We start from the raw sequence: 25,526 nt of genomic DNA, 5'->3' as shown, positions 1-25,526 counted from the left end.
AGGGAAGGACGAAAGACATGCAGGTGACGATGACCGTCAACGGCAGCGAGGTCACGGAGGACGTCGAGCCCCGGATGCTTCTGGTGCACTTCCTGCGAGATCAGCTGCGACTGACCGGAACCCACTGGGGCTGCGACACCAGCAACTGTGGCACCTGCGTGGTGCTGGTGGACGGCGAGCCTGTGAAGTCCTGCACGATGCTGGCCGCGATGGCAGCAGGGCACGAGGTGCGAACCGTCGAGGGCCTCGAACGCGACGGCGAACTCGACCCGGTCCAGCAGGGCTTCATGGAATGCCACGGCCTGCAGTGCGGCTTCTGCACTCCCGGCATGATGATGACCGCCAGGGCCCTGCTCGACAGCACCCCGCATCCGGACGAACAGACAATTCGCGAGGCGATCTCCGGACAGATCTGCCGGTGCACCGGGTACACCACGATCGTCCGCTCCGTGCAGTGGGCCGCGGCGCACGAAGAGGGCGCGGCACGCGAACCGGAACCGGAGCGCGGCACCGGTCCCACCGCGGCGCAGCCCGAGACGACCTCACCGCCGCGCGTCAGCGAGCACGCCGGAGGTGCATCATGACCACCGTCGACCATCCACCGACCGGACCCGTGACCGACGAGTCGGACAATGAGCACTTCGACAACAACAAGAAGCCGGTCGGGTACGGGCGGATGCTCCGCAAGGAGGATCCCCGCTTCATCCGTGGTCGCGGGAACTATGTCGACGACATCGTGCTTCCCGGCATGCTGCACCTGGCCATCCTGCGGTCGCCCGTCGCACACGCACGCATCGTGCGCGTGGACACGACGGAGGCGCAGGCGCATCCGAAGGTGAAGGCGGTCATCACCGGCGCCGACCTGGCCGAGCAGGGCCTGGCCTGGATGCCGACTCTCTCCAACGACGTGCAGGCGGTCCTCGCCACCGACAAGGTGCGTTTCCAGGGGCAGGAGGTGGCGTGCGTCATCGCCGAGGACAGGTACTCGGCGCGTGACGCGCTCGAGCTGATCGACGTCGAGTACGACATCCTCGATCCGGTGATCGACGCCCGCAAGGCGCTCGCTCCCGACGCACCGGTGATCCGCACGGACCTCGAGGGCAAGACCGACAACCATGTATTCGACTGGGAGGCGGGCGATCCGAAGGCGACCGAAGAGGCGTTCGCCAGGGCAGAGGTGATCACCACCCAGGAGATCGTCTACCCCCGGGTGCACCCGGCGCCGATGGAAACCTGTGGTGCCGTAGCGGATTTCGACGCGGTCAACGGAAAACTGACGCTCTGGTCCACCTCCCAGGCGCCGCACGCCCACCGGACCCTGTACGCGCTGGTGGCGGGGCTGCCCGAGCACAAGATCCGGGTGGTCTCGCCGGACATCGGGGGTGGGTTCGGCAACAAGGTGCCGATCTACCCCGGATACGTGTGCGCGATCGTCGCCTCGCTGGTGACCGGGAAGCCGGTCAAGTGGATGGAGGACCGCAGCGAGAACCTGATGAGCACCGGTTTCGCGCGGGACTACATCATGCAGGGTGAGATCGCAGCCACCCGGGAGGGCAAAATTCTCGCGATCCGGACGAACGTGCTGGCCGACCACGGCGCCTTCAACGGCACCGCGGCTCCGGTGAAGTACCCGGCCGGCTTCTTCGGGGTGTTCACAGGAAGCTACGACCTCGAGGCCGCCTATTGCAAGATGACGGCGGTCTACACCGACAAGGCTCCTGGTGGGGTGGCGTATGCCTGCTCGTTCCGGATCACCGAGGCGGTGTATCTCGTTGAGCGACTGGTCGATTGCCTCGCCTATGACCTCGACATGGATCCCGCCGAGTTGCGGCTGAAGAACCTTCTCAAGCCGGACCAGTTCCCGTATACCTCGAAGACCGGCTGGGTCTACGACTCGGGCGACTACGAGGTGACCATGCGCAAGGCCATGGACATGATCGGCTATGCCGACCTGCGCCGGGAGCAGGCCGAGAAGCGTGAGCGGGGCGAGCTGATGGGAATCGGCATGTCCTTCTTCACGGAGGCGGTCGGCGCCGGGCCCCGTAAGCACATGGACATCCTCGGGCTCGGCATGGCGGACGGTTGCGAACTGCGCGTGCACCCGACCGGCAAGGCCGTGGTGCGGCTGTCGGTGCAGACCCAGGGGCAAGGGCACGAGACGACCTTCGCGCAGATCGTCGCGGAGGAACTCGGCATCCCGCCGGACGACATCGAGTGGTGCACGGCGACACCGACAACACCCCGTTCGGCCTCGGCACCTACGGCAGCCGGTCGACGCCGGTGTCAGGGGCGGCCGCGGCGCTGGTCGCGCGGAAGGTGCGGGACAAGGCGAAGATCATCGCGTCGGGGATGCTCGAGGTGTCCGTGGCCGACCTGGAATGGGAGAAGGGTTCCTTCCACGTGAAGGGCGATCCGACGACGGCCGTGACGATCCAGGACATCGCGATGCGGTCGTACGGTGCAGGCGACCTGCCGGAGGGTCTCGAGGGCGGGCTCGAAGCCCAGATCTGTTACAACCCCGAGAATCTCACCTACCCGTACGGGTCGTATTTCTGCGTCGTCGACATCGATCCCGGCACCGCCGAGGTGAAGGTGCGCAGGTTCCTCGCGGTCGACGACTGCGGTACCCGGATCAACCCGATGATCATCGAGGGACAGGTGCACGGCGGCATCACCGACGGGATCGGGATGGCGCTGATGGAGATCATGGCGTTCGACGAGGACGGGAACTGCCTTGGCGGCTCGCTGATGGACTACCTGATACCGACCGCGCTCGAGGTACCCCACCTCGAGACCGGTTTCACGGTGACGCCCTCGCCGCATCATCCGATCGGTGCCAAGGGTGTCGGCGAGTCGGCGACCGTTGGTTCGCCGCCCGCCGTCGTGAACGCCGTGATTGACGCGCTGAAGCCGTTCGGCGTCCGGCACGCCGACATGCCGCTGACACCCTCGCGGGTGTGGGAGGCGATGCAGGGCAGAGCGGCGCCACCGATCTAGCCCGCGGCCGGAGACCGGGCAGGACCCAGCACAGCGCAGGAGGGTGCGGGCATGGAGACGAACGCGCGGATCGCCGAGCTGATCGACCGCAGGCAACCGTTCGTGCACGCGACCGTGGTTCGTGCCGAGCCGCCGACCTCCGCGCGTACCGGCGACGAGGCGATCGTGCTCCCGGACGGCACCATCGAGGGTTTCGTCGGCGGTCAGTGCGCCGAGAGTTCGGTGCGCAGGGCCGCGCTCGATGCCCTGCAGTCCGAGGAGAGCGTCCTGCTGAGGGTGCTGCCGGACGGCCAGGCCCAGTTCCCGGAGGCCCCGGGGGCGACGGTCGTCGTCAACCCGTGCCTGTCCGGGGGTGCACTGGAGATCTTCCTCGCGCCGCGACTGCCCGCCGCCCGTCTGTATCTGATGGGCACCAATCCCGCCGCGGACGCGGTCGCCGAGCTGGCCCGGATTCTGGGTCTCCAGATCGAGCGGGTCGAGGAGGGCGGCAGGCCCGACGGCGCGGTGGCGGCGGTGATCGTCGGTCTCGGGGGGAACGAGGCGGAGTCCATCAGGGCCGCGCTCGACGCGGGGGTGGGATACATCGGGTTGGTCGCCAGCAGGATCCGCGGCGCGAGTGTGCTGGATCAGCTCGAACTCGACGAGGCGGAGCGGGCCAGGATCCACACCCCGGCCGGGTTGCCCATCGGGGCGCGCACCCCTGCCGAGATCGCGTTGTCGATCCTCGCGCAGATCGTGCAGGGCATCCGGCTCGGCGGGCTGGCCCGCCGAAGTCCGGCGCTGGACGCGGCACTCGCCGCCGCCGCACAGGACACGGTCACCGATCCGAACTGCGGCATGACGGTGACGGTCCGCGCGGACACCCCGCGAGTCGAACTCGACGGGCAGACGTATTGGTTCTGCAGCACCGGGTGCCGCGACCAGTACGCGCGGGAGCGGTCCCCGTGACGGTCACCGGCATCGTCCTCGCGGCCGGGGGATCGGCCCGCCTCGGCAGGCCCAAGCAGCTGCTGGAGTACCGGGGCGCCCCGCTACTGGCGGCGGTGCTGCGGGTCGCGCGCGAGTGCCGCCTCGACCAGGTGCTGGTGGCCCTCGGCGGGGCGGCCGCCGAGGTGGAGGCCGCCGTCGACCTGTCCGGGGTACAGGTCGTGCACAACCCCGACTTCGGCTCGGGCTGCGCCTCGACGATCTCGCGCGCACTGGACGAGGTCGACCCGCACGCGCGGGGCATCGTCCTGATGCTCGGCGACCAACCCGGGGTCCGATCGGCGACGGTCGCGGCGCTGCTGGACGTCGCGCCGCCGGACGCGAGCGCGGTCTGCCGATACCGGGACGGCCGCGGGCACCCGCTCTGGTTCGGTCGCGGCATCTTCCCCGAGCTGCGGAGGCTGCACGGCGACAAGGGGGTGTGGACACTGCTCGAATCGGGCCGGATCCCGGTGCTGGAGGTGCCGGTCGATGCCGAGATCCCGCTCGACGTCGACACGTGGGACGACTACCTGGCGCTGCAGGCGCAGGATTCTCGGTGAGCCATGAGCCGGCCGGGGTTCGCCGATCTCGCCGACGTCGTCGGGCGTTTCGACGCGCAGGACTATCTGCTTGACGAGGGCACGGCGTCGGCGATCTACCTGGCGCTGGCCCTCGGGCGGCCGCTGTTGCTCGAAGGCGAGCCGGGAGTGGGTAAGACGACCGCCGCAAAAGCCCTCGCCGCCGCGCTCGAGACCACGCTGATCCGGCTCCAGTGCTACGAGGGGCTCGGTGCCGGTGAGGCCCTGTACGACTGGAATTACCAACGGCAGCTGCTCGCGATCCGGATGGCCGAGTCGCGCGCGGGCCGGCTGGACGAGTCGGATCTGTTCACCGAGGAGTTCCTGCTGCCGCGCCCGATCCTGCAGTGCGTGCGGCACAGGGGCGCAGGGGCCCCCGTGCTCCTGGTCGACGAGATCGACCGTGCCGATGATGAATTCGAGGCATTGCTGCTGGAGTTCCTCGGCGAGTCGTCCGTCACTGTGCCGGAGCTCGGGACCTTCTCCGCGGAGCGACCACCCGTGGTGGTCCTCACCTCGAACCGCAGCCGCGATCTGCACGACGCGCTCCGCAGGCGCTGCCTCTACCACTGGATCGAGTATCCGAAACCCGAACGCGCGGTGGCGATCCTGCGGCGCACCGTGCCGGAGGCGAACACGGCGCTGATCAAACAGGTCACCGAGTTCGTCGGCGATGCCCGCGGGCTCGACCTCGACAAGCCGCCTGGTCTGGCCGAGTCGATCGACTGGGTGTCGGCGCTCGCGGCACTGGGCGCGACCGAACTCGGCCGCGCCGAGGCGGTGACGAGCCTCGGTGCGATCGCCAAGACCCCGGACGACCGGGACTCGATCATCGCGCTGCTCGACGACAACGAACGCGATCGGGCCACGCCGTGTGCGGCGCCCGATGCCACCACATGAGAGGTCAAGGGCGATGAAGCTGGAAAATCAGTTCACGGTGCACGCGCCGATCGAGACGGCCTGGGACACCCTGACCGATCTCGATGTGGTCGCGCCGTTGCTCCCGGGTGCGCAGCTGACGGGCCGCGACGGCGACGCCTACCTGGGCAAGATGAAGGTCAAGGTCGGCCCCGTGACGAGCGAGTTCTCCGGCCGGGCCGCGCTGACGGAAGCCGACCGCGGCGCGCACCGTGCCGTGATCGAGGCCAACGGCCGGGATTCACGGGGCGCGGGCAACGCCTCCGCCACCATCACCGCGCGCCTGGTCGAGGTCGGCGATGCGACGAGGGTGACCGTCGACACCGACATGAAGGTGGTCGGAAAGCTGGCGCAGTTCGGCAGCGGCGTCATCGCACAGGTGTCGGAGAAGATGATGAACCAGTTCGCGGCCTCGCTCGAGGCCAAGCTGGCCGCGGGGGAGCAGGCGACCGAGCCGGTCAAGGCGGCCCCTGCCGAGCCGGCCCGGTCCGGTGCGCCCTTCCTGGCGCCGGAGCCTGCCGCGGAGCCCGAGCCGCTCGACCTGCTCGGGTTGGCCGGACCGGCCCTCGCGAAGCGGCTGCTCCCACTCGCGGCCGCGCTGCTGGCCGGTCTCGTGGTCGGGCTGGCCATTCGATACCTGCGGCGGCACTGAGCCGTTGCCATGGGCGAACCGGCGCTGGCCAGGGGGATGGACCTGGCAGCCTTCTCCATCGCGCTGACGATGCGCCTGCGGGCCGCGCGGATCCCGGTGACCGAGGGCGCCGCGGCGGAGTTCGCCAGGGCGCTGGCGTCGTTGCGGCCGACGTCGATGTCCCGCCTGTACTGGGCGGCGCGCCTGACACTGGTGCGCAGGCAGGTCGATCTCGCCGGTTTCGACCGGGTGTTCACGGGCGTCTTCGGTGCGTCGCTGTTGGCGATGGACCCGAATGCACGCCGCGCGCTGCGTGATTCGCTGCCCGATTCCCACATTGCGGCGCTGTTGTCGCGCGCGGGGAGCGACTCGACCGAATCACAGGGTGTGGGACTGCCCTGGGCGACGATGGAGGCGGTCCGGGTCACGCGCGACCGTGGCGAGGAGGGGCCGAGCCTGCCCCTGCGATTGCCCGGCCGTCTTGAGGCGGTGGAGGGCCTGCCGTTCGGGGAGTTCAGGGAGGACGAGCTGCGGGCCCTGCGCAGCTGGTTGGACCGGGCATCGGTCGCCTGGCCGCAACGACGCACGAGGCGCAGGCGACGCCACCCGGCGGGAAGGCGGATCGCGCTCCGGGAGACGATCGCCCGGTCGCGGCGCACCGGCTGGGAGACCCTGACGATCGTGCGCACCAGACCGGTGATCCGGCCCCGGCGGATGGTCATGCTCTGCGACGTGAGCCAGTCCATGCAGCCGTATACCGACGTCTACCTGCACCTGATGCGTGCCGCCGTGACCCGTGGCAACGCGGAGGTCTTCGCCTTCTCGACGCGGCTGACCAGGTTGACCGCCGTGCTCGCACACCGATCCGCCGAGGCCGCGCTCGCGCACGCCAACGACAGGGTGGTCGACCGGTTCGGCGGCACCCACATCGGCGGCAGTGTGCGCGACCTGCTCGCGTCGCACCACGGCAATGCGTTGCGTGGGGCGGTAGTGCTCATCGCCTCGGACGGCTGGGACAGCGACGGCCCGGAGGAGCTGGGTGCCGCGATGGCCCGCCTGCACCGCAGGGCGTACCGCGTGATCTGGCTCAACCCCCGCGCGGGGGCCACGGGGTTCGAGCCGCTGGTCGGGGCGATGGCCGCGGCGCTGCCGTACTGCGACCGGCTGCTGGCAGCCGACACCCTGATCGCGGTGCGCGAGGCGCTGGAGGTGATCGGTACCGACGCGTGGCGCGGCCGTTGAGCGCCGGGCCTACAGGTGCCGCGTGGTGTCGATGCCGAGCGACATGCCCGCCAGGCCGCGCGAGCGGACCGAGAGCTTCTCGGCGATCTCGCGCAGCGCCGTGCCTGCCGGGGAGTCGGGTGCGCTGAGCACGATCGGGACGCCCTCGTCGCCGCCCTCGCGGACGGCCTGCTCGAGCGGGATCTGCCCGAGCAGCGGGACCTTCGCGCCGACGGCCTTGGTGAGCCGGTCGGACACCGCCTGACCGCCGCCGGAGCCGAACACCTCCATCCGGGTGCCGTCCGGCAGCTCCATCCAGGACATGTTCTCGACGACGCCGACGATGCGCTGGCGGGTCTGCAGCGCGATCGCGCCCGCGCGCTCGGCCACCTCGGCCGCGGCCTGCTGCGGGGTGGTGACCACCAGGATCTCCGCGCCGGGGATCAGCTGGGCGACGGAGATCGCCACGTCGCCGGTGCCGGGCGGCAGGTCGAGCAGCAGCACGTCCAGGTCGCCCCAGAACACGTCGGCCAGGAACTGCTGGAGCGCGCGGTGCAGCATCGGCCCGCGCCAGACGACGGGGGTGTTGCCCTGGGTGAACTGCGCGATCGAGATGAGCTTCACGTCATGCGACTGCGGCGGCATGATCATCCGCTCGACCTGCGTCGGCTTGGCGTCGGTGCCGAGCATGCGGGGGACGGAGTGGCCGTAGATGTCCGCGTCGAGGACACCGACCGAGAGGCCGCGGGCGGCCATGGCGGCCGCGAGATTGACTGTGACGGAAGACTTTCCGACACCGCCCTTGCCGGATGCCACGGCGTACACGCGGGTCAGCGAGCCGGGCTGGGCGAACGGGATGACCGGCTCGGCCGAGTCGCCGCGCAGTGACTTGCGCAGCTCGGTGCGCTGCTCGTCGTTCATCACGTCGAGCTCGACGCGGATGGCGCCGATGCCGGACACGTCGGAGACCGCCTTGGTGACCCGATCGGTGATCTCGGTCCGCATGGGGCAGCCCGCGGTCGTCAGGTAGATCTCGATGTCGACGCTGGCGTCGTCGGACAGCGCGACGCTCTTGACCATCCCCAGCTCGGTGATGGGTTTGCGGATCTCCGGATCGAGCACCCGGGACAGCGCGCTACGAACGTCGGACTCGGTCACTACTGGCATGCCCTAATCCTAGGTGGCCTGGACTCAGTGGATACGCGGCAGGGCGTCCGCGGTGGGGGTGATGCCGGTCGAGTAGGCCAGCGCCCATGCGGTCACGTTGGCCACGTACGCCATCGAATTGTTGTAGCGGTGGATCGCCATGGTGGCCGAGCCGATGTCGCGCATGTTGGTCCCGCGGTCGCACAGGTACTTGCCGGTCGCGGCTGCGGAGTCGAACAGGTTCTGCGGGTCGATCTTGCCGTCGCCGTTGCCGTCGGCGCCGAACTGTGCCCAGGTGGTCGGGATGAACTGGGTGGGTCCGACCGCGCGGTCGTAGACGGTGTCGCCGTCGAGGGCGCCGCCGTCGGTGTCCATGATGACGGCTTGTCCGGGCAGGCTGCCGTTGAGGGGCAGCCCGATCACCGGCTCGAACACGTCACCATTGTCGTGGGCCTGGCCGCCGTTGGCGTGGTGCGACTCCACCATGCCGATGCCTGCGATCTGCATCCAGGTGATGCCACAGCCGGGCAGGTCCTTCGCGAGCAGCTTCTCGGCGGACTGGTAGGCGGCGAAGTTGATGCCGGGGATGCCGAGCGGACCGTCGGGCAGGGGGCGGGCGCGGGCGCGGGTGCGGGCTCGGGGCGGGCGCGAGGACCGGGGCGACATCCGGGGCGGGCGTCGCCACGGCGGCGGGCTCGGCCTCGGGCTGCGGGGCGGCGGGAACGTCGGCGATCGGTGCGGACTCGGCGGCGACCGTGAACGGGAGCGAGGGGAGGCGCTTGCCGTGGTCCCGACAACCAGCCCGGCGGGGACTAACCCGGCGAGTGCCACGACGGAGTTGCGGCGAAGATTCGAATCGTTCTTCTTGCTGTGGCGACCCACGGTGATCCTCCTGCGTCCCGGTCGGGGCACTGATTTGTTATCGACCGGAGCCGAGGCTACCCGAATTCGAGATACTTCCGTTACTTTACCGTGATCTGCGTAGCGGAATTCTGGACATAGTTGCAGGTCGAAGCGAAAAGAAGATAGTTTCAGTTAGGTCACGTCGAGGGCGAGTCGAGACCGAAAAGTGAGCCCGTTTGAGACCTGGCGGCGGGCGTCCGAGCGTTCCGCCCGGACGGTCAGGGCGCGGGCGGGGAAGGCGGCGTCGCCGGTGCGGCTGGCGCACCGCCGGGCGGCGGGCAGAAGATCAGGCACGGCAGCTCGGGCAGGCCGGGGATCAGCGGTGCCGGCGCGGGGCCGGTGCGGCGGGCGCGACGGGTGCGGCCGCATCGACCGCTCGGCCCGGCTCGGGTGTCGATGTCGGCTCGGCCGGCTCCGGCCGGACCTCCGGGATCGAACCGGGGGCGGGCGTCCCGCCACCCGCATACGCCGCGGACCACGCCAGCACATTGGCCGCGTAGGCCATCGAATTGTTGTAGCGCAGAACCGCCCGGACCTCCTGGGCGCTGTCGCGCAGGTTCAGTCCACCCGAGCAGAGGTACCGGGCGGCCGCCAGCGAGGCGTCGAAGACGTTGTTCGGGTCGGCGGTGCCGTCGCCGTTCCCGTCGGCGGCGTATCGAGCCCAGGTGCTGGGGATGAACTGCATGGGTCCGACCGCGCGGTCGTGCTTCTTGTCGCCGTCCAGGGCGCCGCCGTCGGTGTCGGTGATGACCTGGTTGCCCGCGAGGTGCCCGTTCAGGACCGGTCCCAGGATCGGGGTCACCGTGGTGCCCGCCGCGTCGGTTCGGCCGCCACCCGCGTGCCCGGACTCGATCCGGCCGATCCCGGCCAGGAGATGCCACGTGACCCCGCAGCCGGGTGCCTCGGCGGCCATCGTCGACTCGGCCATCCGGTACGCACCGAGCACCAGTTCGGGGATGCCGAGTTCGCTCACCGTGATCGCCGCAGGCATCGGGGACAGGCGGGGCGCCAGTGCGGGCGGCAGCTCGAACTGGACCGGTGGCGGCGGGGTGTACGCATGCGGTGCGCGGGCGGGCCTCGGTGCGGGCGGCAACACCCCGACCGTGCCCGCGGGATCGAGGGCGTTCTGCGTCGTGACCGCGACGCCGGCAAGGGCGGGTGCGGCGGTACCGAACGGTCCGAAGCCGAGCGCGGCGCCCACGACCGTTGCCGCGGCCCCGACCGCGACCAGCGTCGCCGTCGACCCGGCCGCAAGACCCCTGATCTGCATGCGCCCACCCTTCGCGATGCCCGACCCACGAAATGTGACCCAGATTACATAGCGGAAACGCTGGGGGTGGCTCTTTCGGGTGGTGCTACCGGCGCGGTGGCCTCGGTTCGTCCTCGTCCTGAGGGGTCAGCAGGGACTTGATCTCCTCGAGCTCGCGGCGCAGGTAATCCCTGGTGGCCACCTCGCCGACGGCCAGGCGCAGCGCGGCGAGCTCGCGCGCAAGGAACTCGGTGTCGGCCTTGGTCTGCTCGGCCCTTGCCCGGTCCTCCCCGAGCGAGACGCGGTCCCGGTTCTCCTGCCGGTTCTGCGCCAGCAGGATCAGCGGCGCCGCGTACGCGGCCTGGGTGGAGAACGCCAGGTTGAGCAGGATGAACGGGTACGGATCCCATTGCAGTCGGACCGCGAACACATTGAGGGTGATCCAGACGATCACCACGATCGTCTGGATGGCCAGGTATCGCCCGGTGCCGAGGAACCGCGCGAACCGCTCGCCGACCCGGCCGACGGCTTCGACGTCGATCTGGAAATTGAACAGCCGGGATCCGCGTGGTGTGTCGAGCCGCTGACGTGCGCTCAGTGCCGTCGTCTTCTCCGACGATGTCCGCTTCTCACTCATCGGCCACTTCCTGTTCGCGCCAGTCCTCCGGGAGCAGGTGATCGAGCACGTCGTCGACGGTGACGGCGCCGAGCAGGTGCTCCTCGTCATCGACGACCGGGCCGCACACCAGGTTGTATCTCGCGAAGTAGCGGGTCACCGCCGTCAGCGATTCGTCCGGGTCGAGCCGGGTGAGGTCGGTGTCCAGCACCCCGCCGACCAGGGTCGCGGGCGGCTCCCGCAGCAGCTGCTGCAGGTGCACGCAGCCGAGATATCGGCCGGTCGGCGTCGAGATCGGGGGCCGGACGACGAACACCAGGCTGGCCAGGGCCGGCGTCAGATCCGGGTTCCGGACCCGGGCCAGCGCCTCGGCGACGGTGGTCGAGGGTGTGAGGATCACCGGCTCGGGCGTCATCAGGCCGCCCGCGGTGTCGGGGGAGTGCTCGAGCAGCCGGCGCACGGGCTCGGAGTCCTCGGGATCCATCAGCTGCAGCAGCGACTCCGCCTCCGCGTCGGGCAGCTCGCCAAGCAGGTCGGCGGCGTCGTCGGGGTCCATCGCCTCGAGCACGTCGGCCGCCCGCTCCACCTCGAGGTGGGTGAGCAGGTCGGTTTGATCGTCGGACGGCAACTCCTGCAGCACATCCGCGAGCCGCTCGTCGTCGAGCGCGACCGCGACCTCGTGACGGCGTTTGTCGGGCAGCTCGCGGATGGCCTCGGCGACATCGGCGGGACGCATGCCCTCGAACTGTGCCAACAGCTGCGAGACGCCCTGTCCCGGCAGGGCCAGCTGGGATTGTGTCAGCCCCTGCACGTGCTGCCAGTCGACGATCTGCATCGCGGTGCGGCGGGCAAGCCGACCTCGGGGCTTGCGGACCGCGACGCGGGAGACCACCCAGTCCCGCGTCCTGGTCAGCTCGATGCCCAGGTCCGCGACCAGAACCTCCTGACCGGCCAGGTCATCGTGTTCGGGGTCGTCGACGCGCACCCGGCTGTCGAGTATCTGGGCCAGGGCCAGTACCTCGCCGGGCTTCTGCGTGAACCGGCGCAGGCTCACGTTTCCGGTCAGCGTCACCGAGCCGGGCTCGATGGCCGTCACCCGCAGCATCGGGATGAATATCCTTCGCCGGGTGAGCAATTCGACGACCAGTCCGAGGACTCGGGGGCGTTGTCGGCCGACCCGGATGGTGATGACGACGTCGCGGACGCGACCGATCGATTCTCCGTCGGGCCCGAGCACCACCAGGCCGGCGAGCCTGGCTACGAAGACCTTGCTCACTGCTGCCATGATGGCCAGGCTAATTCACACTGGAGGTCCACATGCAGGTCGCGCGCCCGCGTCGGTCGATTCTTGCCGTTCCCGGCAGCAGCAGGAAGATGATCGACAAGGCCAAGGGATTGCCCGCCGACGAGATCTTCCTCGATCTCGAGGATGCCGTCGCGCCGATAGCCAAGGCACAGGCCAGGGCCGAGATCGTCGATGCGCTGAACTCCGACGGGTGGGGTGAGCAGATCCGGGTCGTCCGGGTCAACGACTGGACAACCGAGTGGACCCACGCCGACGTCATCGAGGTGGTCTCCGGCGCCGGTGCCCGGATCGACGCGATCCTGTTGCCGAAGGTGACCGATGCGAGTCACGTGCAGGCACTCGATCTGCTGCTCACCCAGGTCGAGCGTGCCAACGGGCTCGAGGTGGGCCGGATCGGCATCGAGGCGCAGATCGAGAACGCGATCGGCCTGACCAACATCAACGCCATCGCGACCGCCAGCCCGCGGGTGCAGACGCTGGTCTTCGGCCCCGCGGACTTCATGGCGAGCATCAACATGCGCACCCTGGTCGTCGGCGAGCAGCCCGAGGGATACGAGCCGGGCGACGCTTACCACCACATCCTGATGACGATCCTGATGGCGGCGCGGGCGCACGGGCTCGAGGCGATCGACGGGCCGTACCTGCAGATCCGCGACGTCGAGGCCTTCCGGCGCGCGGCCGGGCGGACCGCGGCGCTCGGTTTCGACGGCAAGTGGGTGCTCCACCCCGGCCAGATCGACGCGGCCAACGAGGTTTTCAGCCCGCGTCAGGCCGATTACGACCACGCCGAGATGATCCTCGACGCGTACGAGTTCCACACCTCCGCGGCGGGCGGCGGGCGCGGCGCCGCGATGCTCGGTGACGAGATGATCGACGAGGCGAGCGCCAAGATGGCGCTGGTCGTCGCGGGCAAGGGGCGCGCGGCGGGCATGGTGCGGACCACACGGTTCGACCCGAACTCTCAGTAAGATGGACATCGACGAGAGTGCAGTTCTCACGAGCTGAATCACCGATGAGGGAGCACAGACGATGACCAATCCGCTCGCACAGCCGAATCGGACCGGACGCGGCGGGCCGCTGCCGACCCCTCCCACCGGTTGGCCGATCGGTTCGTACCCGACCTATGCCGAGGCACAGCGCGCCGTCGATCACCTGTCGGATCAGGCCTTCCCTGTCGAGGACGTCACCATCGTCGGTGTCGACCTGATGCAGGTCGAGCGCGTTCTCGGACGCCTCACCTGGGCGAAAGTGATTGGTGGCGGAATCGTTTCGGGAGCCTGGCTGGGCGTGTTCCTCGGCCTGCTGCTCGGACTCTTCACCGACAGCCTCCTCGGCCCGCTGGTCGCGGGCATCATCGGCGGCATCATCTTCGGGTTGATCTCCACCACCATCCCGTACGCCGCCACGCGTGGTCAGCGTGATTTCGCGTCCACCATGCAGTTGGTGGCAGGCCGCTATGACGTGCTCTGCGAGCCGAAGACCGCCGAGCGGGCGCGGGATCTGCTCGCCAAGCTGGCCATCTGACAGCTCCCGCCGGACCAGGGGTCTCCACACGGGTGACTCATGGCGAAGTCATGGCCTCGACCACCGCGGCGGTGGTGTCGGCGACCACCTGATTGTTCCCCTGTGCGTCTTCCTGATTCGTCAGGCTGTCGGTGAGGATGGCGAGAACCAGGGGGTTGCTGTCCCGGTCCCACGCGACGCCTGCGTCGTTGACGGTCCCGAACCGGCCCGCGCCGGATTTGGCAGCAGCGGTCCACCCTTCCGGCAGCCCTGCGCGAATTCGCTTGTCCGACGTTTTGCTCGCCCGCATCCAATCGACGAGTTGTGCGCGCTCGGGCGATCCGAGCGCGTCTCCGAGGAGCAGTGCCCGGTAGCCGTCCGCGAGATCGTTCGGAGTTGAGGTGTCCCGGGGGTCGCCGCGGAGCGCGCTGTTCAGTTCGGTCTCCCACCGATCCAGACGGGTGCTCTCGTCTCCGATTTCGCGGGCGAGTGAGGTGACCGCGGGTGGTCCACCGATTTCCTCGAGCAGGTAGTTTCCTGCCGTGTTGTCACTCCGGGTCAGCGCTGCTTCGGCGATCTGCCGCAGTGTCATCGGGGTGCCGACGGCGGCCGCGGTGATCGGTGAATTCTCCACAAGGTCACCGGGTTCGACCAGGACGGATTTGTCGAGTGACGAAGTGCCCGCGCGGGTCCGGCGGAGTACCTCGGCGACCGCGTACGTCTTGAATGTCGAGCACAGGGCGAACCGTTCGTCGCCCCGATGCTGGTAGATCTGGCCGGTGGCCGGGTCGATTGCGGTGACCCCGATTCGCGTGGCGTAGCGGGCCTCCAGCGCGTCGAGTTTCGTGTCGAGGGACTGCAGTTCCTGTGTCTCGGCCACCGACGTGTCCGGCACGGTCTGATCCGCGGCGGCAGTGCACGCGCCCAGAAGCAGGGGAAGAGCGAGGGCGAGGGTGCGGGCACCGCGATATCCGACGCTGCCCCGCTTTGATTTCGGATGAACTCGACGTCTTGTCATGACCCCAATGTCGGGGTCGACGCCGCCGTGCGCAAAGACGCTCACAGCGTCTAGACGAGTCGAGAATGCTATCTCTCCAGCTCAGAGGGTCGTTCTGTGCGGAGCATTTCGTAACGAACCCCTGAGGTCCCCTGATCGGCTGTTTCAATGGTGGCTATGGATCTGGTCCGCCATTTGAATTTCTTTGTCGCCGTTGCGGAAGAGGGGCATTTCGGAAATGCCGCGGCACGATTGGGAATGACACAACCGCCGTTGTCGCAGGGCGTACGGCGTCTCGAACAGAGGTTGGGCACCGAACTCGTCCACCGCAGCGCTCGTGGCGTCGGGCTCACGGACGCTGGGCGACAGTTGCTTCCGCGAGCACGGCTCCTGGTCTCCGACGCTGCCAGGTTCGAGGACGAGGCTCGGCGCATCGCGGGCGGACATGACGCACCGGTGCGGTGGGGTGTCACTCACGGGCTCGGCGACGACGTGGTGGTGCGGTGTGTCCACGCTCTCCGCGACGCCGACAAGGCAAGGATCACCAGGGTCGTCACCACCACTGCGACCACCACCGAACTGGTGGAGAGCGTCCGAACGGGGAGTCTCGACGTCGCTGTGGTCGAACACCCGGCGCTGCTCACGGGTCTCGACAGTGGTCCCGTCCTGAAGATTCGGCGTTGGGTGGTCGTGCCGGAAGACCATCCGGCCGCGATCGCGAAGAAGGCGCAGGTCCGGATGCTTCGGGGGCTGATATTGGCGGCAGGTCCACGGTCGGACAACCCTCCCGCTCACGACCTGTTCGTGGACATGTGGCGGGCCCGTGGCCTGGACCCGGAAGTGGTCGTCTCGACGGGGCCGCGAGACCTCCTCGTCCGCGTGGCGGCCGGTGGCACTTTCGGGGTGACGACGACTCCGCCGACACCGATGCCAGGCGTGTCCTGGGTCGACATGTTGCGAGAGGAACTTGCGCTGCGCCTTCGTATCGTCTGGCGGTCGGGTGCCGATCTCGGGCTGTCGGCCGGCGCCTTGGACCGGGTGCTCCTGCGGGCGGGACGATGAGGACGACCGCAGAGAAGCGGATCCGCGACGTGTTCGCCGACGCCGGTTGTACGGGCTGGCTTCACGCCCGTCGCATCGGAACGCGGCCCGCGGACAATGACGATGACGTCGTCTCGGTCGGTGCCGACGAACTCGTCGTGACGGCGTCCGTCTACAAGCTCCCGCTCGTGGTCGCTCTGTGCAGGGCATTCGACGCGGGATCCCTCTCGCCGACAGCGAGGGTGCGCATCAATCCCGCGGACTGCACACCGGGGCCGACCGGGGTGTCGACCTTCAGGGACCCGGTGGTGATGAGTTGGCGTGATCTGGCTCTGTCGATGATGACCGTGTCCGACAACGCCGCCGCGGACCTCATCCTCGGAAGGGTGGGACTGGATGGCATCGATCGAGTACTCGCAGAACTGGGCCTGACCCGTACGCGAATCATCGGCGGTACAGCGGATGTCCATCGGAGTCTGCTCGAGGACGCACATTCACACACGACGAGAGAGGCGTTCGAGGCACTTGCCGACAATGACGAGGCGTGGGCGGTCTCGGCCTACGATCCGGCCTTCACGAGTGCGACCACCCCTCGCGAGATGACGTCGCTACTCGACGCGATCTGGACGGACAGGGCGGTGTCCGCGGTCCAGGGGGAGTTCATCAGGGAGGTCATGGCCGGACAGATCTGGCCGCATCGAATCCGCTCGGGATTTCCCTATGCGGGGGTGACCGTGGCGGGGAAGACCGGGACGATCGGGGCGATCCGGAACGAGGTAGCAGTGGTGGGCTTCCCAGGCGAGACTCCTGTTGCTGTAGCTGTTTTCACCCGGGCGGCGCGTGCCGATCCTGCCCTACCCGTGGTCGACCGGGCGATCGGCCGGGCCGCCCACATCGCGGTGACCGAACTTCGTTCCGGCCGCATCGCGTGAGCGCACCGTGCCGAGGATTTCGTGGTGCGGTGACCTACCCTTGGTGCGGCGACGGAAGTCATTCGGCGGTAGGGGAGTGAAATGTCAGCAGGGCTGGAGGCTAGGCGACAACGATTGTCCCGCAGGGCCCTGAGCCGCGCGACGCTCGACCGTCAGCACCTGCTGCGCCGCGCGGATGGCGACAGTGCGCTGACGATGGTGGGTCACCTTTTCGGGCTGCAGGCGCAGGCCCCGATGGCGCCGTACTTCGCGCTGTGGGCCCGGCTCAAGGGTTTTCGGCCTGCAGATCTGTCAACGCTGATCGAGGACCGAGACGTCGTGCGGATCGTCCTGATGCGCGGCACGGTGCACGCGGTCACCGCGGCCGACGCTCGCGCACTCCGGCCGTGGGTTCAGCCGATCATGGACGCGGACCTGCGGACGAACACCCTGCACAAGAAGGGCCTCGCAGGCATGGACATCGCGGCGCTGGCCGACTGGAGCCGCGAGGTCGTCGACCGCACCCCGATGGCGATGGCTGAGCTGCGACCCCTGCTGGCCGAGCGCTGGCCGGACCGTGACCCGGCCGCCCTCGCGCATGGGGTCAGGAATCTGCTCCCGCTCGTGCAGGTGCCCCCGCGGGGGATCTGGGGCAGGTCAGGTCAGCCGGTCTGCACCACCCTGGAGCGGTGGACGGATACGCCGCTGTCCGAACCGATTCCGGACGAGATCATCCTGCGTTACCTGGCGGCCTACGGCCCGGCATCGGCCGCGGACGCCCAGGCCTGGTCCGGCCTGACCAGGCTGGGGGAGGTGTTCGACCGACTCCGTCCGCGGTTGCGGGTGTTCGTCGACGAGGACGGCGCCGAACTGTTCGATCTGCCCGACGCCCCGCGTCCGGACCCGGCAGGCAGCCTGCCGCCACGGATCCTGGCGCCGTACGACAGCGTCCTGCTGGGCCATGCGAACCGGAGCCGGGTGATCGCCGACGAGCACCGCAAGGCGGTGTTCACCGTGAACGGGATCATCAAGCCGACGGTGCTGGTCGGTGGCCAGGTCGCCGGATTCGTCACGATCACCGCCAAGAAGCGTTCGGCGGCACTCGAGATCGCGACATTCGCCCCGGTCGCGAAGGGCGCAGCGTCCGCGCTCGAGGCCGAGGCGCAGCGGTTGCTGACGTTCGCGCACCCCGACGCCGACGATCACGACATCCGGTTCACGGACGCGCGGTAGCCGCCTCCGCGATCGACGACTCGCCTGCTGCGGGAAGGTCGTTGCCCGCTTCCTGGGCCGCCGCACCCTGCGAGATCCGCCGCGCGAGCGCATGGGCCGCGCCAACGAACAGCCCGACGATCGCGCCCCAGAGCACCGACACGAGCGCGCCGCCGACGAGCGAGGCCAGGTAGGCGCCCGGTCCCTCCTGCAGCACGAAGCTGAGATACACCGTGCGGATCAGGTTGCCTGCGAGGACGCCGATCACGGTGGCGCCCAGGCCCGCCCAGAAGGCGCGCCCGACACCGCCGCCGGGGTGCCTGCGCGCCGAGTCGGTCAGCCGCATCCAGACGACGGCGAGCATCACCAGTGCCGCAGCGCAATCGACGAGCCAGTTGGTGGTGGTCGTCTCGCCCAGCGGGAACAGGCGCAGTGCCGGGATGCCGAAGGGCAGCCCGATCGCACTCGGGACGAGCAACTCCGGGACTCGGGTGAGCACGGCGCCCGTGATCGACCAGACCCCGAACAGGACCGAGATCGCCGCAAGCGTCGCGACAGCCGGCCACGGGGCACGGAAATCGGCATCGACCTGCGGATTCACCGAAACAGCAGCGCTGGCGTCAGACATGCCGCAACATTAACGGGATCGAATGGACCAAGCGTCCAGAATCATGCAGAAAGTTGGGTGTGGGTCCTGTGCGGCGAATCAGAGTGGTGTCCCTCGTTGCGGCCGGTGCGCTCGTGCTCGCCGGTGGTGTTGGCGCGATGCTGCGATCCGATCCGGCCCCCGCCGAGTCGTACCTCACCGACGACCAGGGGCGTTCGCTCGTCCTGCGCGGATTCAACACCGCGTCCAGCGCGAAGAGCACCCCCGACGGCATGCCCGACTTAACCGAGGCCGACCTCGAGCGGGAACACGCCGACATGGGCACCAACTTCGTCCGGTTCCTGATCTCCTGGCGCTCGGTCGAGCCGGAGCCCGGCGTCTACAGCCAGGAGTACCTGGACCGGGTCGAGGAACGCATCGGGTGGTACGCGGACCGCGGCTATCACGTCATGCTCGACATGCACCAGGACACCTGGGGGGACGCGATCACCCCGGGCGGCAAGGCCGGCAACGGCGCCCCCGCATGGGCCACGTACATGGACGGGTTGCCGGTCGGATCGCACGACATGTGGGAGCAGTACTACCTCGACGCAGGCGTGATCCGGGCCTTCGACAACTTCTGGAACACCACCGGCGCGCACCCCGAACTCTCCGAGCACTACGCGAACGCGTGGCGAGCGGTGGCCGAGCGATTCGCCGACCATCCCGCGGTCGTCGCCTACGATCTGATGAACGAGCCCTACGGCGGCACCCTGCAGGGCCCCGTCTTCGAGTCCGGGCCGCTCACGTCGCTCTACCAGAAGACGACCGACGCGATCCGCACGGTCGATCAGGACAGCTGGGTCTGTGTGGCGCCGCAGGCGATGGGCAACAACTGGGGCACCCCGAGCGGCCTCGGCGCGATCACCGACAGCCGCGACGGCGACCAGCGGATCGCCTACTGCCCCCACATCTATCCGCTGCCGATGGACCTCGGCGCGGGTTACGAGGGCACCTCCCGTGACCTGGTCGACGCGACGGTCGCCTCGTGGCGCGACAACACCGTCCGCACCGCGGCCGCCCTCGGTGACGCCCCGATCATCCTGGGGGAGTTCGGGCTCGACACCACGCTCCCGGGTGCGCTCGACTACGTGGACCGGATCTACGCCACGGCCGCGGAGATCGGTGCGGGCGTGAGCTACTGGTCGCGCGATCCGGGTCCGTGGGGCCCGTACGGGGAGGACGGCACCGCACGGAACCTCGTCACCGCGCTCGACACGCCGTACCCGCGCGCGGTCGCCGGTACGCCGATCTCCTGGGAGGCGTCCGCGGACCGGCTCCAGCTGACCTTCCGGCCCGACCGCGATGTGTCGGCGCCGACCGAGGTCTACCTGCCGCAGCGCGGCTTCCCTGCAGGCGTGGCGGTCGATGGCGGCGAGGTGCTGGCCTGGGATCAGCAATCCCGGCTGCTGACCCTCCGGCAGCCGCAGTCGGGCGAGGACGTCACCGTGACGCTCACCCCGGCGCCCTGATCGGTGCCTGCCTGCCATGGGGTGTTAGATGAACGGGTGAGTGACAGCGTCATCGCCTCCGTCCGTGCGCACCTCACCGAGCGGATCGGTGGGCCCGCGCCCTCCGCCGCCTCCGTGACCTTCCTCGGGCTCGAACCGCTGGAGGTACTCCGTTTTCCCGCCGACTCCGACGACCTGGTCCGGTACGTCTCGCTCGGCTGTTCGCGGCATCCGATGGGTGATCCGAGCGACGCCATCGCGGACCCCGTGCGGGGGCCGCGCGCGGAACTGATGCTGACCCTGCGCGGCGGCGTCGGCGTCGCCTCCGGCGTGCACAAGACGCTGGCGATCCTTGCCGCCGCGCCCGCGGTGGAGGGCGTGGTCCTCACGGTCGACGGCCTGCTCGACGTGGGCGAGCCGCTGTGGAAGGGCGCCCCGTTCACCGCGGTGCTGCTGGGGGAGAGCGACGTCGAGGATCTCGAGCTGCCCGAGCCCGCCGATCCTGTGCGTTTCCTCGCCGCGGTGCCGATCACCGGCACCGAGGCCGCCTGGGTGCGGCTGCGCGGCGCCGCGGCGCTGCGGGAGGCGTGGGCGGAGGCCGGGATCGACGTGCGCGACCCGGCGCGCGGGGCAGCCTCGCTCTAGTCAGAGCCAGTTGTTGCGGCGGAACGTGACGAACAGGCCGGTGCACGCGATCACGATCAGCACGATCACCCCGTAATAGCCGTAGCTCCAGCGCAGCTCCGGCATGTGGTCGAAGTTCATACCGTAGATGCCCGCGATCATCGTCGGCACCGCGGCGATCGCGACCCAGGCCGAGATCTTGCGCATGTCGGTGTTCTGCTGCACTGCCACCTTGGCAAGGGCCGCCTCGACGAGGGTGCTGAGCACCTCGTCGAACTCGGCGATCCGCTCGGCGACGATGGTGTGGTGGTCCTGCACGTCGCGGAGGTAGCGCCTGACCTCCTTCGGCACAGCGGTGGTGGTGGTGTCCTGGCTCAGCCGCTGCAGGGGACTGGCGAGCGGGTTCACCGACTTGCGCAGCTCGACGATCTCCCTCTTGAGCAGGTAGATCTGCTCGATCGGGACTCGGGTGCGGGGGCTGAAGACCTCCTCCTCCATGAGATCGACGTCCTTCTCGACGGATTCGGTGACCGCGAGGTACTGATCCACGACGTGGTCGGCGATCGCGTGCAACACGGCCGACGGACCGAGCGCGAGTCGTCCGGGGTTGGCCTCCATCAGCGCCCGTACCCCGGCCAGGCCGGAATGCTCGCCGTGCCGGACGGTGACCACGAAGTCGGTGCCGAGGAAGATCATGATCTCGCCGGTCTCGACCACCTCGTTGGCCGTGGTGATCGACTCGTGCTCAACGTAATTCACGGTGCGCAGGACCAGGAAGAGCACGTCGTCGTACAGCTCGAGCTTGGGTCGCTGGTGGGCGTGCACGGCGTCCTCGACCGTCAGCTCGTGCAGGCCGAAAACCTCTGCGACACTGCCCATCTGATATTCGTCTGGGGCGTGCAAGCCGACCCAGGCGAAGCCCTTGCCCCGGGCGCGGACCTCGGCGAGGGCCGCGGAGTGGGTGAACTTCCCCGGCAGTCGCTCGCCGTCGATGTACACGGCGCAGTCCACGATGGCCCTTGCGGTCGGGACGGGGATCCGCACCGGGGCGGTGCCGGGCGACCTGCGGGTCGGGCGTAGCGACGGCATGGACGGCACGGCAGCCACTCCCTCTCGAGCCCGGCGATGATCTCGGGTCAATCCTAGCCCGGTGGATCCGGGCGGACGCCGCGCCGCGAGGTGTCGAACCCGCTTCCCACAGCCTGAGACAATGGCTCGGTGCGCATCGACCTCCACACCCATACAACTGCCTCGGACGGGACGGACAGTCCCGCTGACCTGGTGCGGCACGCCGCGGACGCCGGGCTGGACGTGGTGGCCCTGACGGACCACGACACCACCGCCGGCTGGGCCGAGGCCGCCGCCGCGCTGCCCGCCGGGCTGAGCCTGGTCCGAGGCATGGAGATGTCCTGCGAGGGCCGTGGCGAGGACGGCAGGCCGGTCGCGGTTCACCTGCTCGCCTACCTCTTCGATCCGAAGAATGCGGCCTTCGCCGCGGAACGCGAACGGCTGCGCGCCGAGCGGACGTCGCGGCTGCGGGCAATGGCCGAGCGGATGGCACTCGACGGCCTGCCCGTGGACCCGGACGAGGTGATGGCGGCGGCGGGGCCCGCGGCCGGTCGCCCGCACCTGGCGCAGGCGCTCGTGGCGGCGGGGGTGGTCGGATCCGTCGACGAGGCATTCGGTGAACTGCTCAAGACCGGCGGCCGCTACTACGTGCACAAGGCGGACACGCCGCTGCCCGAGGCGGTGCGGATGGTGGCTGACGCGGGCGGGGTGAGTGTGATCGCGCACGGGCGGGCCGCCAGCCGCGGCCGCCTGCTCGCGATGGAGCAGATCGGCGAACTCGTCGCGGACGGTCTCGCCGGTGTGGAGATCGACCATCACGACCACCTGCCCGCGGATCGGGAGATCCTCGCCGCGATCGCCCGCGAACACGATCTCATCGTGACCGGGTCCTCGGACTATCACGGCGTCAACAAGTCGGTGAAGCTCGGCGAATTTCTCACCGCGCCAAGCGAGTTCGACCGGATCGTGGCCAGGTCCAGTGGCGTCGACGTGATCTCGGGATGAGGGAGGAGCGCTGATGTCCTTCGATACCACCCTGTACATGACGGCCGTGATCACGCTCTTCGTGATCATGGACCCGCCGGGCGCCATCCCCGTCTTCCTGTCCCTGGTCGGCCGCAAGAGCAAGGAGGCGCGTAACCGGGCCGCGTGGCAGGCACCCGCGGTCTCGCTGGCCGTCATCACGGTGTTCGCGATCGGCGGCCAGGCGATCCTCAACTACCTGCACATCGGGATCCCCGCGCTGCAGGGCGCGGGCGGCCTGCTGCTGTTGCTGATCGCGTTGGAGCTGTTGACAGGCCGGGACGCGAATCAGCCGAAGGGCAATGAGGACGTCAACGTCGCGCTGGTGCCGCTCGGGACGCCGCTGATGGCGGGGCCGGGTGCGATCGCCGCGGTGATCGTCTTCGTGAACCAGGCCGAGGGGCATTCGGGTGCCCCGCTGGCCGTGGGGTTGGCGATTCTGACGATTCACCTCATCCTGTTCGTGGTGCTGCGGTTCTCCACGGTGCTGATCCGGCTGCTGGGCGTGAGCGGCATCTCGTTGCTGGCCCGGATCGCCGGACTCCTGCTGGCCGCGATCGCGGTGCAGCTCATTGCGGACTCGGTCCGCGGATTCATCGCAGGTGGGTAGGGACGTGTCGGTCGACGAGTACGAGGGCCACGCCGAGAGCAACGGGGGAGTCGTCCGCGGCTTGAGGGCGCTGAGCGGTGCCGTCGCGGCAGGCGTTGTGGTGCTGGCGGTGGTCGTCCTCGGCACGTCGTATCTGGGCGGCCAGCGCGGGTTCCCCGGGCCGGGGAAGGTGTCGGTCGGTGCCCACATCGTTGCGGTCGTGTTGGTGTTGCTGGCGCAGCGGGTGGCCGATCACCGGCGGGGTGTCACGGCCGTCTTCGGCTCGGTGGGCGTGTTCTTGGTCACAGGCCTCCTGCTGTGGACCCAGTGGTGGCGTTAGCTCACCAAAAAGCTACTCACCGGTGAGATTTGCGTGCGGTGAGGCCGCGGTGGCACACTTGTTGCACTTCGCGCCGGTGCTACCCCCGGTAACGGAGCGAGAGTCGGATTCACCAGCGGCAGATTTCGCGCCCGGGCTCACCCCGCCTGGCGCCTTCGCGCTTCCGAGTTGAGTGCAGCGGCCCGTAGACCAATCGGGAATTGATCGTGCACCCTCGGTTAGCCTCACCCCCATCTCGACCAAAAACCTGCGGCTGCGTCGATTTCCACCTCGGCGCTGCTACTTCCCAGTAACCCGCCCCCGAGTGGGAGCGGCATGAGTAGGAGTGCAATCGTGTCTCTTGTGTCTGAAGCAACCACACCGAAAAAGGTTGAGCTGACCGACGAAGAGATCTTCGCGGGCCACGTCGGCGGCAAGCTCTCTGTCGAGACGACCGCCCCCTCGATTCTCAGCGCGCCCTGTCGATCGCATACACGCCCGGTGTGGCACAGGTCAGCCGCGCGATCGCGGCCGACGAGACGCTCGCGGACCGCTACACGTGGACCAGCCGTCTCGTCGTCGTCGTGAGTGACGGCACCGCGGTGCTCGGACTCGGCGACATCGGACCGCGCGCCTCGCTGCCGGTGATGGAGGGTAAGTCCGCGCTGTTCAAGCAGTTCGCCGGTCTGAACTCGATCCCGCTTGTGCTCGACACCAAGGACCCCGACGAGATCGTCGAGACCCTCATCCGGCTGCGCCCGAGCTTCGGTGCCGTCAACCTCGAGGACATCTCGGCCCCGCGCTGTTTCGAGATCGAGAAGCGGGTCATCGAGGCCCTCGACTGCCCCGTCATGCACGACGACCAGCACGGCACCGCCATCGTCGCGCTCGCCGCGCTCAAGGGCGCGGTCAAGGTCCAGGACCGTGACATCACGGCGCTGCGCGTGGTGATCTCCGGTGCCGGTGCGGCAGGCGTCGCCTGCGCGAACATCCTGCTCGCGGCCGGCATCGCCGACGTCACCGTCCTCGACTCCAAGGGCATCGTGTCCAGCGACCGTGCCGACCTGAACGAGATCAAGGCGGACCTCGCCGCTCGCACCAACCCGGCCGGACGCACTGGCGGCATCGTCGAGGCGCTCGACGGCGCCGACGTGTTCCTCGGCGTGTCCGCGGGCACCGTGCCGGAGGAGATCATCGCGACGATGGCCCCGAGGCGATCATCTTCGCGATGTCCAACCCGGACCCGGAGATCCACCCGGACATCGCACGCAAGCACGCCGCGATCGTCGCGACCGGCCGCAGCGACTTCCCGAACCAGATCAACAATGTGCTCGCCTTCCCCGGTGTGTTCAAGGGTGCGCTCGACGCAGGCGCCCGCCGCATCACCGAGGGCATGAAGCTCGCCGCGGCGGAGGCGATCCTGTCCGTCGTCGCCGACGAGCTGGCCGTCGACAAGATCGTGCCGAGCCCGCTCGATCCGCGGGTGGCCCCCGCGGTCGCCGAGGCCGTCGCGGCCGCGGCCAAGGCCGAGGGCGTCGCCCAGGCCTGAGCCTCCAGTTCTGCGTAGAAGGGCCCCGTCGAGCGGTTGACACCGCACGACGGGGCCCT

At 69.2% G+C, this 25,526-nt stretch carries 23 protein-coding genes and 3 pseudogenes; 18 read left to right on the top strand and 8 right to left on the bottom strand.

All coding sequences use genetic code 11. The features are described 5' to 3' along the window. Nucleotides 1–17: 17 nt before the first annotated feature. From BTZ20_RS19115 to BTZ20_RS19085, 7 genes and pseudogenes are all read left to right on the top strand, one after another. Entirely contained in the window at nt 18–584 is a 567-nt protein-coding gene (locus tag BTZ20_RS19115) for a (2Fe-2S)-binding protein (protein WP_077042439.1), read from the top strand. After that, nucleotides 581–2,997: pseudogene (locus BTZ20_RS19110) on the top strand (aerobic carbon-monoxide dehydrogenase large subunit). Before BTZ20_RS19115 ends, BTZ20_RS19110 begins: the two are co-directional and overlap by 4 nt. Before the next feature lie 51 nt (nt 2,998–3,048). Then, nucleotides 3,049–3,945, top strand: a complete 897-nt coding sequence (locus BTZ20_RS19105; RefSeq protein WP_077042438.1) for an XdhC family protein — start codon at nt 3,049–3,051, stop codon at nt 3,943–3,945. Then, nucleotides 3,942–4,526: an NTP transferase domain-containing protein gene (locus BTZ20_RS19100; RefSeq protein ID WP_077042437.1), complete on the top strand. Its 585-nt coding sequence runs from the start codon at nt 3,942–3,944 to the stop codon at nt 4,524–4,526. Before BTZ20_RS19105 ends, BTZ20_RS19100 begins: the two co-directional genes overlap by 4 nt. Nucleotides 4,527–4,529: 3 nt before the next feature. Further along, complete coding sequence (locus tag BTZ20_RS19095) at nt 4,530–5,444, top strand: AAA family ATPase (protein WP_077042436.1); 915 nt, start codon at nt 4,530–4,532, stop codon at nt 5,442–5,444. A gap of 13 nt (nt 5,445–5,457) precedes the next feature. Next, a complete protein-coding gene (locus BTZ20_RS19090) occupies nt 5,458–6,114 on the top strand; it encodes an SRPBCC family protein (RefSeq protein ID WP_077042435.1) in 657 nt (218 codons plus the stop codon). Nucleotides 6,115–6,123: 9 nt separating this feature from the next. Continuing rightward, nucleotides 6,124–7,335 (top strand): vWA domain-containing protein, encoded by a 1,212-nt coding sequence (locus BTZ20_RS19085; RefSeq protein ID WP_077042434.1) that lies wholly within the window; start codon nt 6,124–6,126, stop codon nt 7,333–7,335. 9 nt (nt 7,336–7,344) lie between these two features. On the opposite strand, the gene BTZ20_RS19080 is transcribed toward BTZ20_RS19085, so the two are convergent. The 5 genes and pseudogenes from BTZ20_RS19080 to BTZ20_RS19060 form a co-directional block, all read right to left on the bottom strand. Further along, nucleotides 7,345–8,481 (bottom strand): Mrp/NBP35 family ATP-binding protein, encoded by a 1,137-nt coding sequence (locus BTZ20_RS19080; RefSeq protein WP_077042433.1) that lies wholly within the window; start codon nt 8,479–8,481, stop codon nt 7,345–7,347. Nucleotides 8,482–8,505: 24 nt separating this feature from the next. Then, a pseudogene (locus tag BTZ20_RS19075) lies at nt 8,506–9,342 on the bottom strand (lytic murein transglycosylase). A 337-nt stretch (nt 9,343–9,679) separates the two neighbouring features. Further along, nucleotides 9,680–10,633, bottom strand: coding sequence for a lytic transglycosylase domain-containing protein (locus BTZ20_RS19070; protein WP_145982351.1), 954 nt, complete (start codon nt 10,631–10,633; stop codon nt 9,680–9,682). An 85-nt stretch (nt 10,634–10,718) separates the two neighbouring features. Next, nucleotides 10,719–11,249 (bottom strand): DUF1003 domain-containing protein, encoded by a 531-nt coding sequence (locus tag BTZ20_RS19065; protein WP_077042432.1) that lies wholly within the window; start codon nt 11,247–11,249, stop codon nt 10,719–10,721. Continuing rightward, on the bottom strand, nt 11,242–12,513 hold the full coding sequence (locus BTZ20_RS19060; protein ID WP_077042431.1) for a magnesium transporter MgtE N-terminal domain-containing protein: 1,272 nt from the start codon (nt 12,511–12,513) through the stop codon (nt 11,242–11,244). The genes BTZ20_RS19065 and BTZ20_RS19060 overlap by 8 nt, the downstream gene beginning before the upstream one ends. A gap of 32 nt (nt 12,514–12,545) precedes the next feature. Here BTZ20_RS19060 and BTZ20_RS19055 point away from each other — a divergent pair, with 32 nt between their 5' ends. After that, complete coding sequence (locus BTZ20_RS19055) at nt 12,546–13,502, top strand: HpcH/HpaI aldolase/citrate lyase family protein (protein WP_077042430.1); 957 nt, start codon at nt 12,546–12,548, stop codon at nt 13,500–13,502. Between the two features lie 61 nt (nt 13,503–13,563). After that, a complete protein-coding gene (locus tag BTZ20_RS19050; protein WP_077042429.1) occupies nt 13,564–14,058 on the top strand; it encodes a general stress protein in 495 nt (164 codons plus the stop codon). A gap of 37 nt (nt 14,059–14,095) precedes the next feature. Here the strand turns inward: BTZ20_RS19050 and bla are convergent, their stop codons facing one another. Next, complete coding sequence (gene bla / locus BTZ20_RS19045; protein ID WP_077043830.1) at nt 14,096–15,055, bottom strand: class A beta-lactamase; 960 nt, start codon at nt 15,053–15,055, stop codon at nt 14,096–14,098. 147 nt (nt 15,056–15,202) lie between these two features. Here bla and BTZ20_RS19040 point away from each other — a divergent pair, with 147 nt between their 5' ends. The 3 genes from BTZ20_RS19040 to BTZ20_RS19030 all read left to right on the top strand — a co-directional run bounded on the left by BTZ20_RS19040 (nt 15,203) and on the right by BTZ20_RS19030 (nt 18,219). Beyond that, on the top strand, nt 15,203–16,096 hold the full coding sequence (locus BTZ20_RS19040) for a LysR family transcriptional regulator (RefSeq protein ID WP_083742757.1): 894 nt from the start codon (nt 15,203–15,205) through the stop codon (nt 16,094–16,096). Beyond that, nucleotides 16,093–17,007, top strand: coding sequence for a serine hydrolase (locus BTZ20_RS19035; protein WP_077042427.1), 915 nt, complete (start codon nt 16,093–16,095; stop codon nt 17,005–17,007). The genes BTZ20_RS19040 and BTZ20_RS19035 overlap by 4 nt, the downstream gene beginning before the upstream one ends. An 81-nt stretch (nt 17,008–17,088) precedes the next feature. Then, nucleotides 17,089–18,219: a winged helix DNA-binding domain-containing protein gene (locus BTZ20_RS19030; RefSeq protein WP_077042426.1), complete on the top strand. Its 1,131-nt coding sequence runs from the start codon at nt 17,089–17,091 to the stop codon at nt 18,217–18,219. Here BTZ20_RS19030 and BTZ20_RS19025 read toward each other — a convergent pair. Then, nucleotides 18,203–18,826, bottom strand: a complete 624-nt coding sequence (locus tag BTZ20_RS19025) for a hypothetical protein (RefSeq protein WP_077042425.1) — start codon at nt 18,824–18,826, stop codon at nt 18,203–18,205. The genes BTZ20_RS19030 and BTZ20_RS19025 overlap by 17 nt on opposite strands. A gap of 86 nt (nt 18,827–18,912) precedes the next feature. Here BTZ20_RS19025 and BTZ20_RS19020 point away from each other — a divergent pair, with 86 nt between their 5' ends. Together BTZ20_RS19020 and BTZ20_RS19015 are read left to right on the top strand one after the other, a co-directional pair. Continuing rightward, nucleotides 18,913–20,316, top strand: coding sequence for a cellulase family glycosylhydrolase (locus BTZ20_RS19020; RefSeq protein WP_223263413.1), 1,404 nt, complete (start codon nt 18,913–18,915; stop codon nt 20,314–20,316). Between the two features lie 36 nt (nt 20,317–20,352). Continuing rightward, a complete protein-coding gene (locus tag BTZ20_RS19015) occupies nt 20,353–20,940 on the top strand; it encodes a suppressor of fused domain protein (RefSeq protein WP_097212503.1) in 588 nt (195 codons plus the stop codon). Here the strand turns inward: BTZ20_RS19015 and corA are convergent, their stop codons facing one another. After that, nucleotides 20,941–22,017, bottom strand: coding sequence for a magnesium/cobalt transporter CorA (corA, locus tag BTZ20_RS19010; protein ID WP_077043827.1), 1,077 nt, complete (start codon nt 22,015–22,017; stop codon nt 20,941–20,943). Nucleotides 22,018–22,137: 120 nt separating this feature from the next. Between corA and BTZ20_RS19005 the strand changes: the two genes are divergently transcribed. The 4 genes and pseudogenes from BTZ20_RS19005 (at nt 22,138) to BTZ20_RS18990 (ending at nt 25,467) form a co-directional block, all read left to right on the top strand. After that, nucleotides 22,138–22,992: a PHP domain-containing protein gene (locus tag BTZ20_RS19005; RefSeq protein ID WP_077042424.1), complete on the top strand. Its 855-nt coding sequence runs from the start codon at nt 22,138–22,140 to the stop codon at nt 22,990–22,992. Nucleotides 22,993–23,005: 13 nt separating this feature from the next. Beyond that, on the top strand, nt 23,006–23,620 hold the full coding sequence (locus tag BTZ20_RS19000) for a MarC family protein (protein WP_077042423.1): 615 nt from the start codon (nt 23,006–23,008) through the stop codon (nt 23,618–23,620). Between the two features lie 4 nt (nt 23,621–23,624). Further along, on the top strand, nt 23,625–23,939 hold the full coding sequence (locus tag BTZ20_RS18995; protein WP_223263412.1) for a hypothetical protein: 315 nt from the start codon (nt 23,625–23,627) through the stop codon (nt 23,937–23,939). Between the two features lie 333 nt (nt 23,940–24,272). After that, a pseudogene (locus BTZ20_RS18990) lies at nt 24,273–25,467 on the top strand (NADP-dependent malic enzyme). Nucleotides 25,468–25,526: the final 59 nt, after the last annotated feature.

Source organism: Rhodococcus sp. MTM3W5.2 (assembly GCF_001984015.1).
Taxonomy (GTDB): Bacteria; Actinomycetota; Actinomycetes; order Mycobacteriales; family Mycobacteriaceae; genus Rhodococcus_G; species Rhodococcus_G oryzae.
Note: the sequence above shows the minus strand (reverse complement) of the source record. Positions and strands in the feature narration are given on the sequence as shown.

Coding starts and splice junctions, on each gene's coding strand:
- BTZ20_RS19115 (WP_077042439.1), top strand. CDS start 18: ATGCAGGTGACGATGACCGTCAACGGCAGCGAGGTCACGGAGGACGTC.
- BTZ20_RS19105 (WP_077042438.1), top strand. CDS start 3,049: ATGGAGACGAACGCGCGGATCGCCGAGCTGATCGACCGCAGGCAACCG.
- BTZ20_RS19095 (WP_077042436.1), top strand. CDS start 4,530: ATGAGCCGGCCGGGGTTCGCCGATCTCGCCGACGTCGTCGGGCGTTTC.
- BTZ20_RS19090 (WP_077042435.1), top strand. CDS start 5,458: ATGAAGCTGGAAAATCAGTTCACGGTGCACGCGCCGATCGAGACGGCC.
- BTZ20_RS19085 (WP_077042434.1), top strand. CDS start 6,124: ATGGGCGAACCGGCGCTGGCCAGGGGGATGGACCTGGCAGCCTTCTCC.
- BTZ20_RS19080 (WP_077042433.1), bottom strand. CDS start 8,481: ATGCCAGTAGTGACCGAGTCCGACGTTCGTAGCGCGCTGTCCCGGGTG.
- BTZ20_RS19070 (WP_145982351.1), bottom strand. CDS start 10,633: ATGCAGATCAGGGGTCTTGCGGCCGGGTCGACGGCGACGCTGGTCGCG.
- BTZ20_RS19065 (WP_077042432.1), bottom strand. CDS start 11,249: ATGAGTGAGAAGCGGACATCGTCGGAGAAGACGACGGCACTGAGCGCA.
- BTZ20_RS19060 (WP_077042431.1), bottom strand. CDS start 12,513: ATGGCAGCAGTGAGCAAGGTCTTCGTAGCCAGGCTCGCCGGCCTGGTG.
- BTZ20_RS19055 (WP_077042430.1), top strand. CDS start 12,546: ATGCAGGTCGCGCGCCCGCGTCGGTCGATTCTTGCCGTTCCCGGCAGC.
- BTZ20_RS19050 (WP_077042429.1), top strand. CDS start 13,564: ATGACCAATCCGCTCGCACAGCCGAATCGGACCGGACGCGGCGGGCCG.
- bla (WP_077043830.1), bottom strand. CDS start 15,055: ATGACAAGACGTCGAGTTCATCCGAAATCAAAGCGGGGCAGCGTCGGA.
- BTZ20_RS19040 (WP_083742757.1), top strand. CDS start 15,203: ATGGTGGCTATGGATCTGGTCCGCCATTTGAATTTCTTTGTCGCCGTT.
- BTZ20_RS19035 (WP_077042427.1), top strand. CDS start 16,093: ATGAGGACGACCGCAGAGAAGCGGATCCGCGACGTGTTCGCCGACGCC.
- BTZ20_RS19030 (WP_077042426.1), top strand. CDS start 17,089: ATGTCAGCAGGGCTGGAGGCTAGGCGACAACGATTGTCCCGCAGGGCC.
- BTZ20_RS19025 (WP_077042425.1), bottom strand. CDS start 18,826: ATGTCTGACGCCAGCGCTGCTGTTTCGGTGAATCCGCAGGTCGATGCC.
- BTZ20_RS19000 (WP_077042423.1), top strand. CDS start 23,006: ATGTCCTTCGATACCACCCTGTACATGACGGCCGTGATCACGCTCTTC.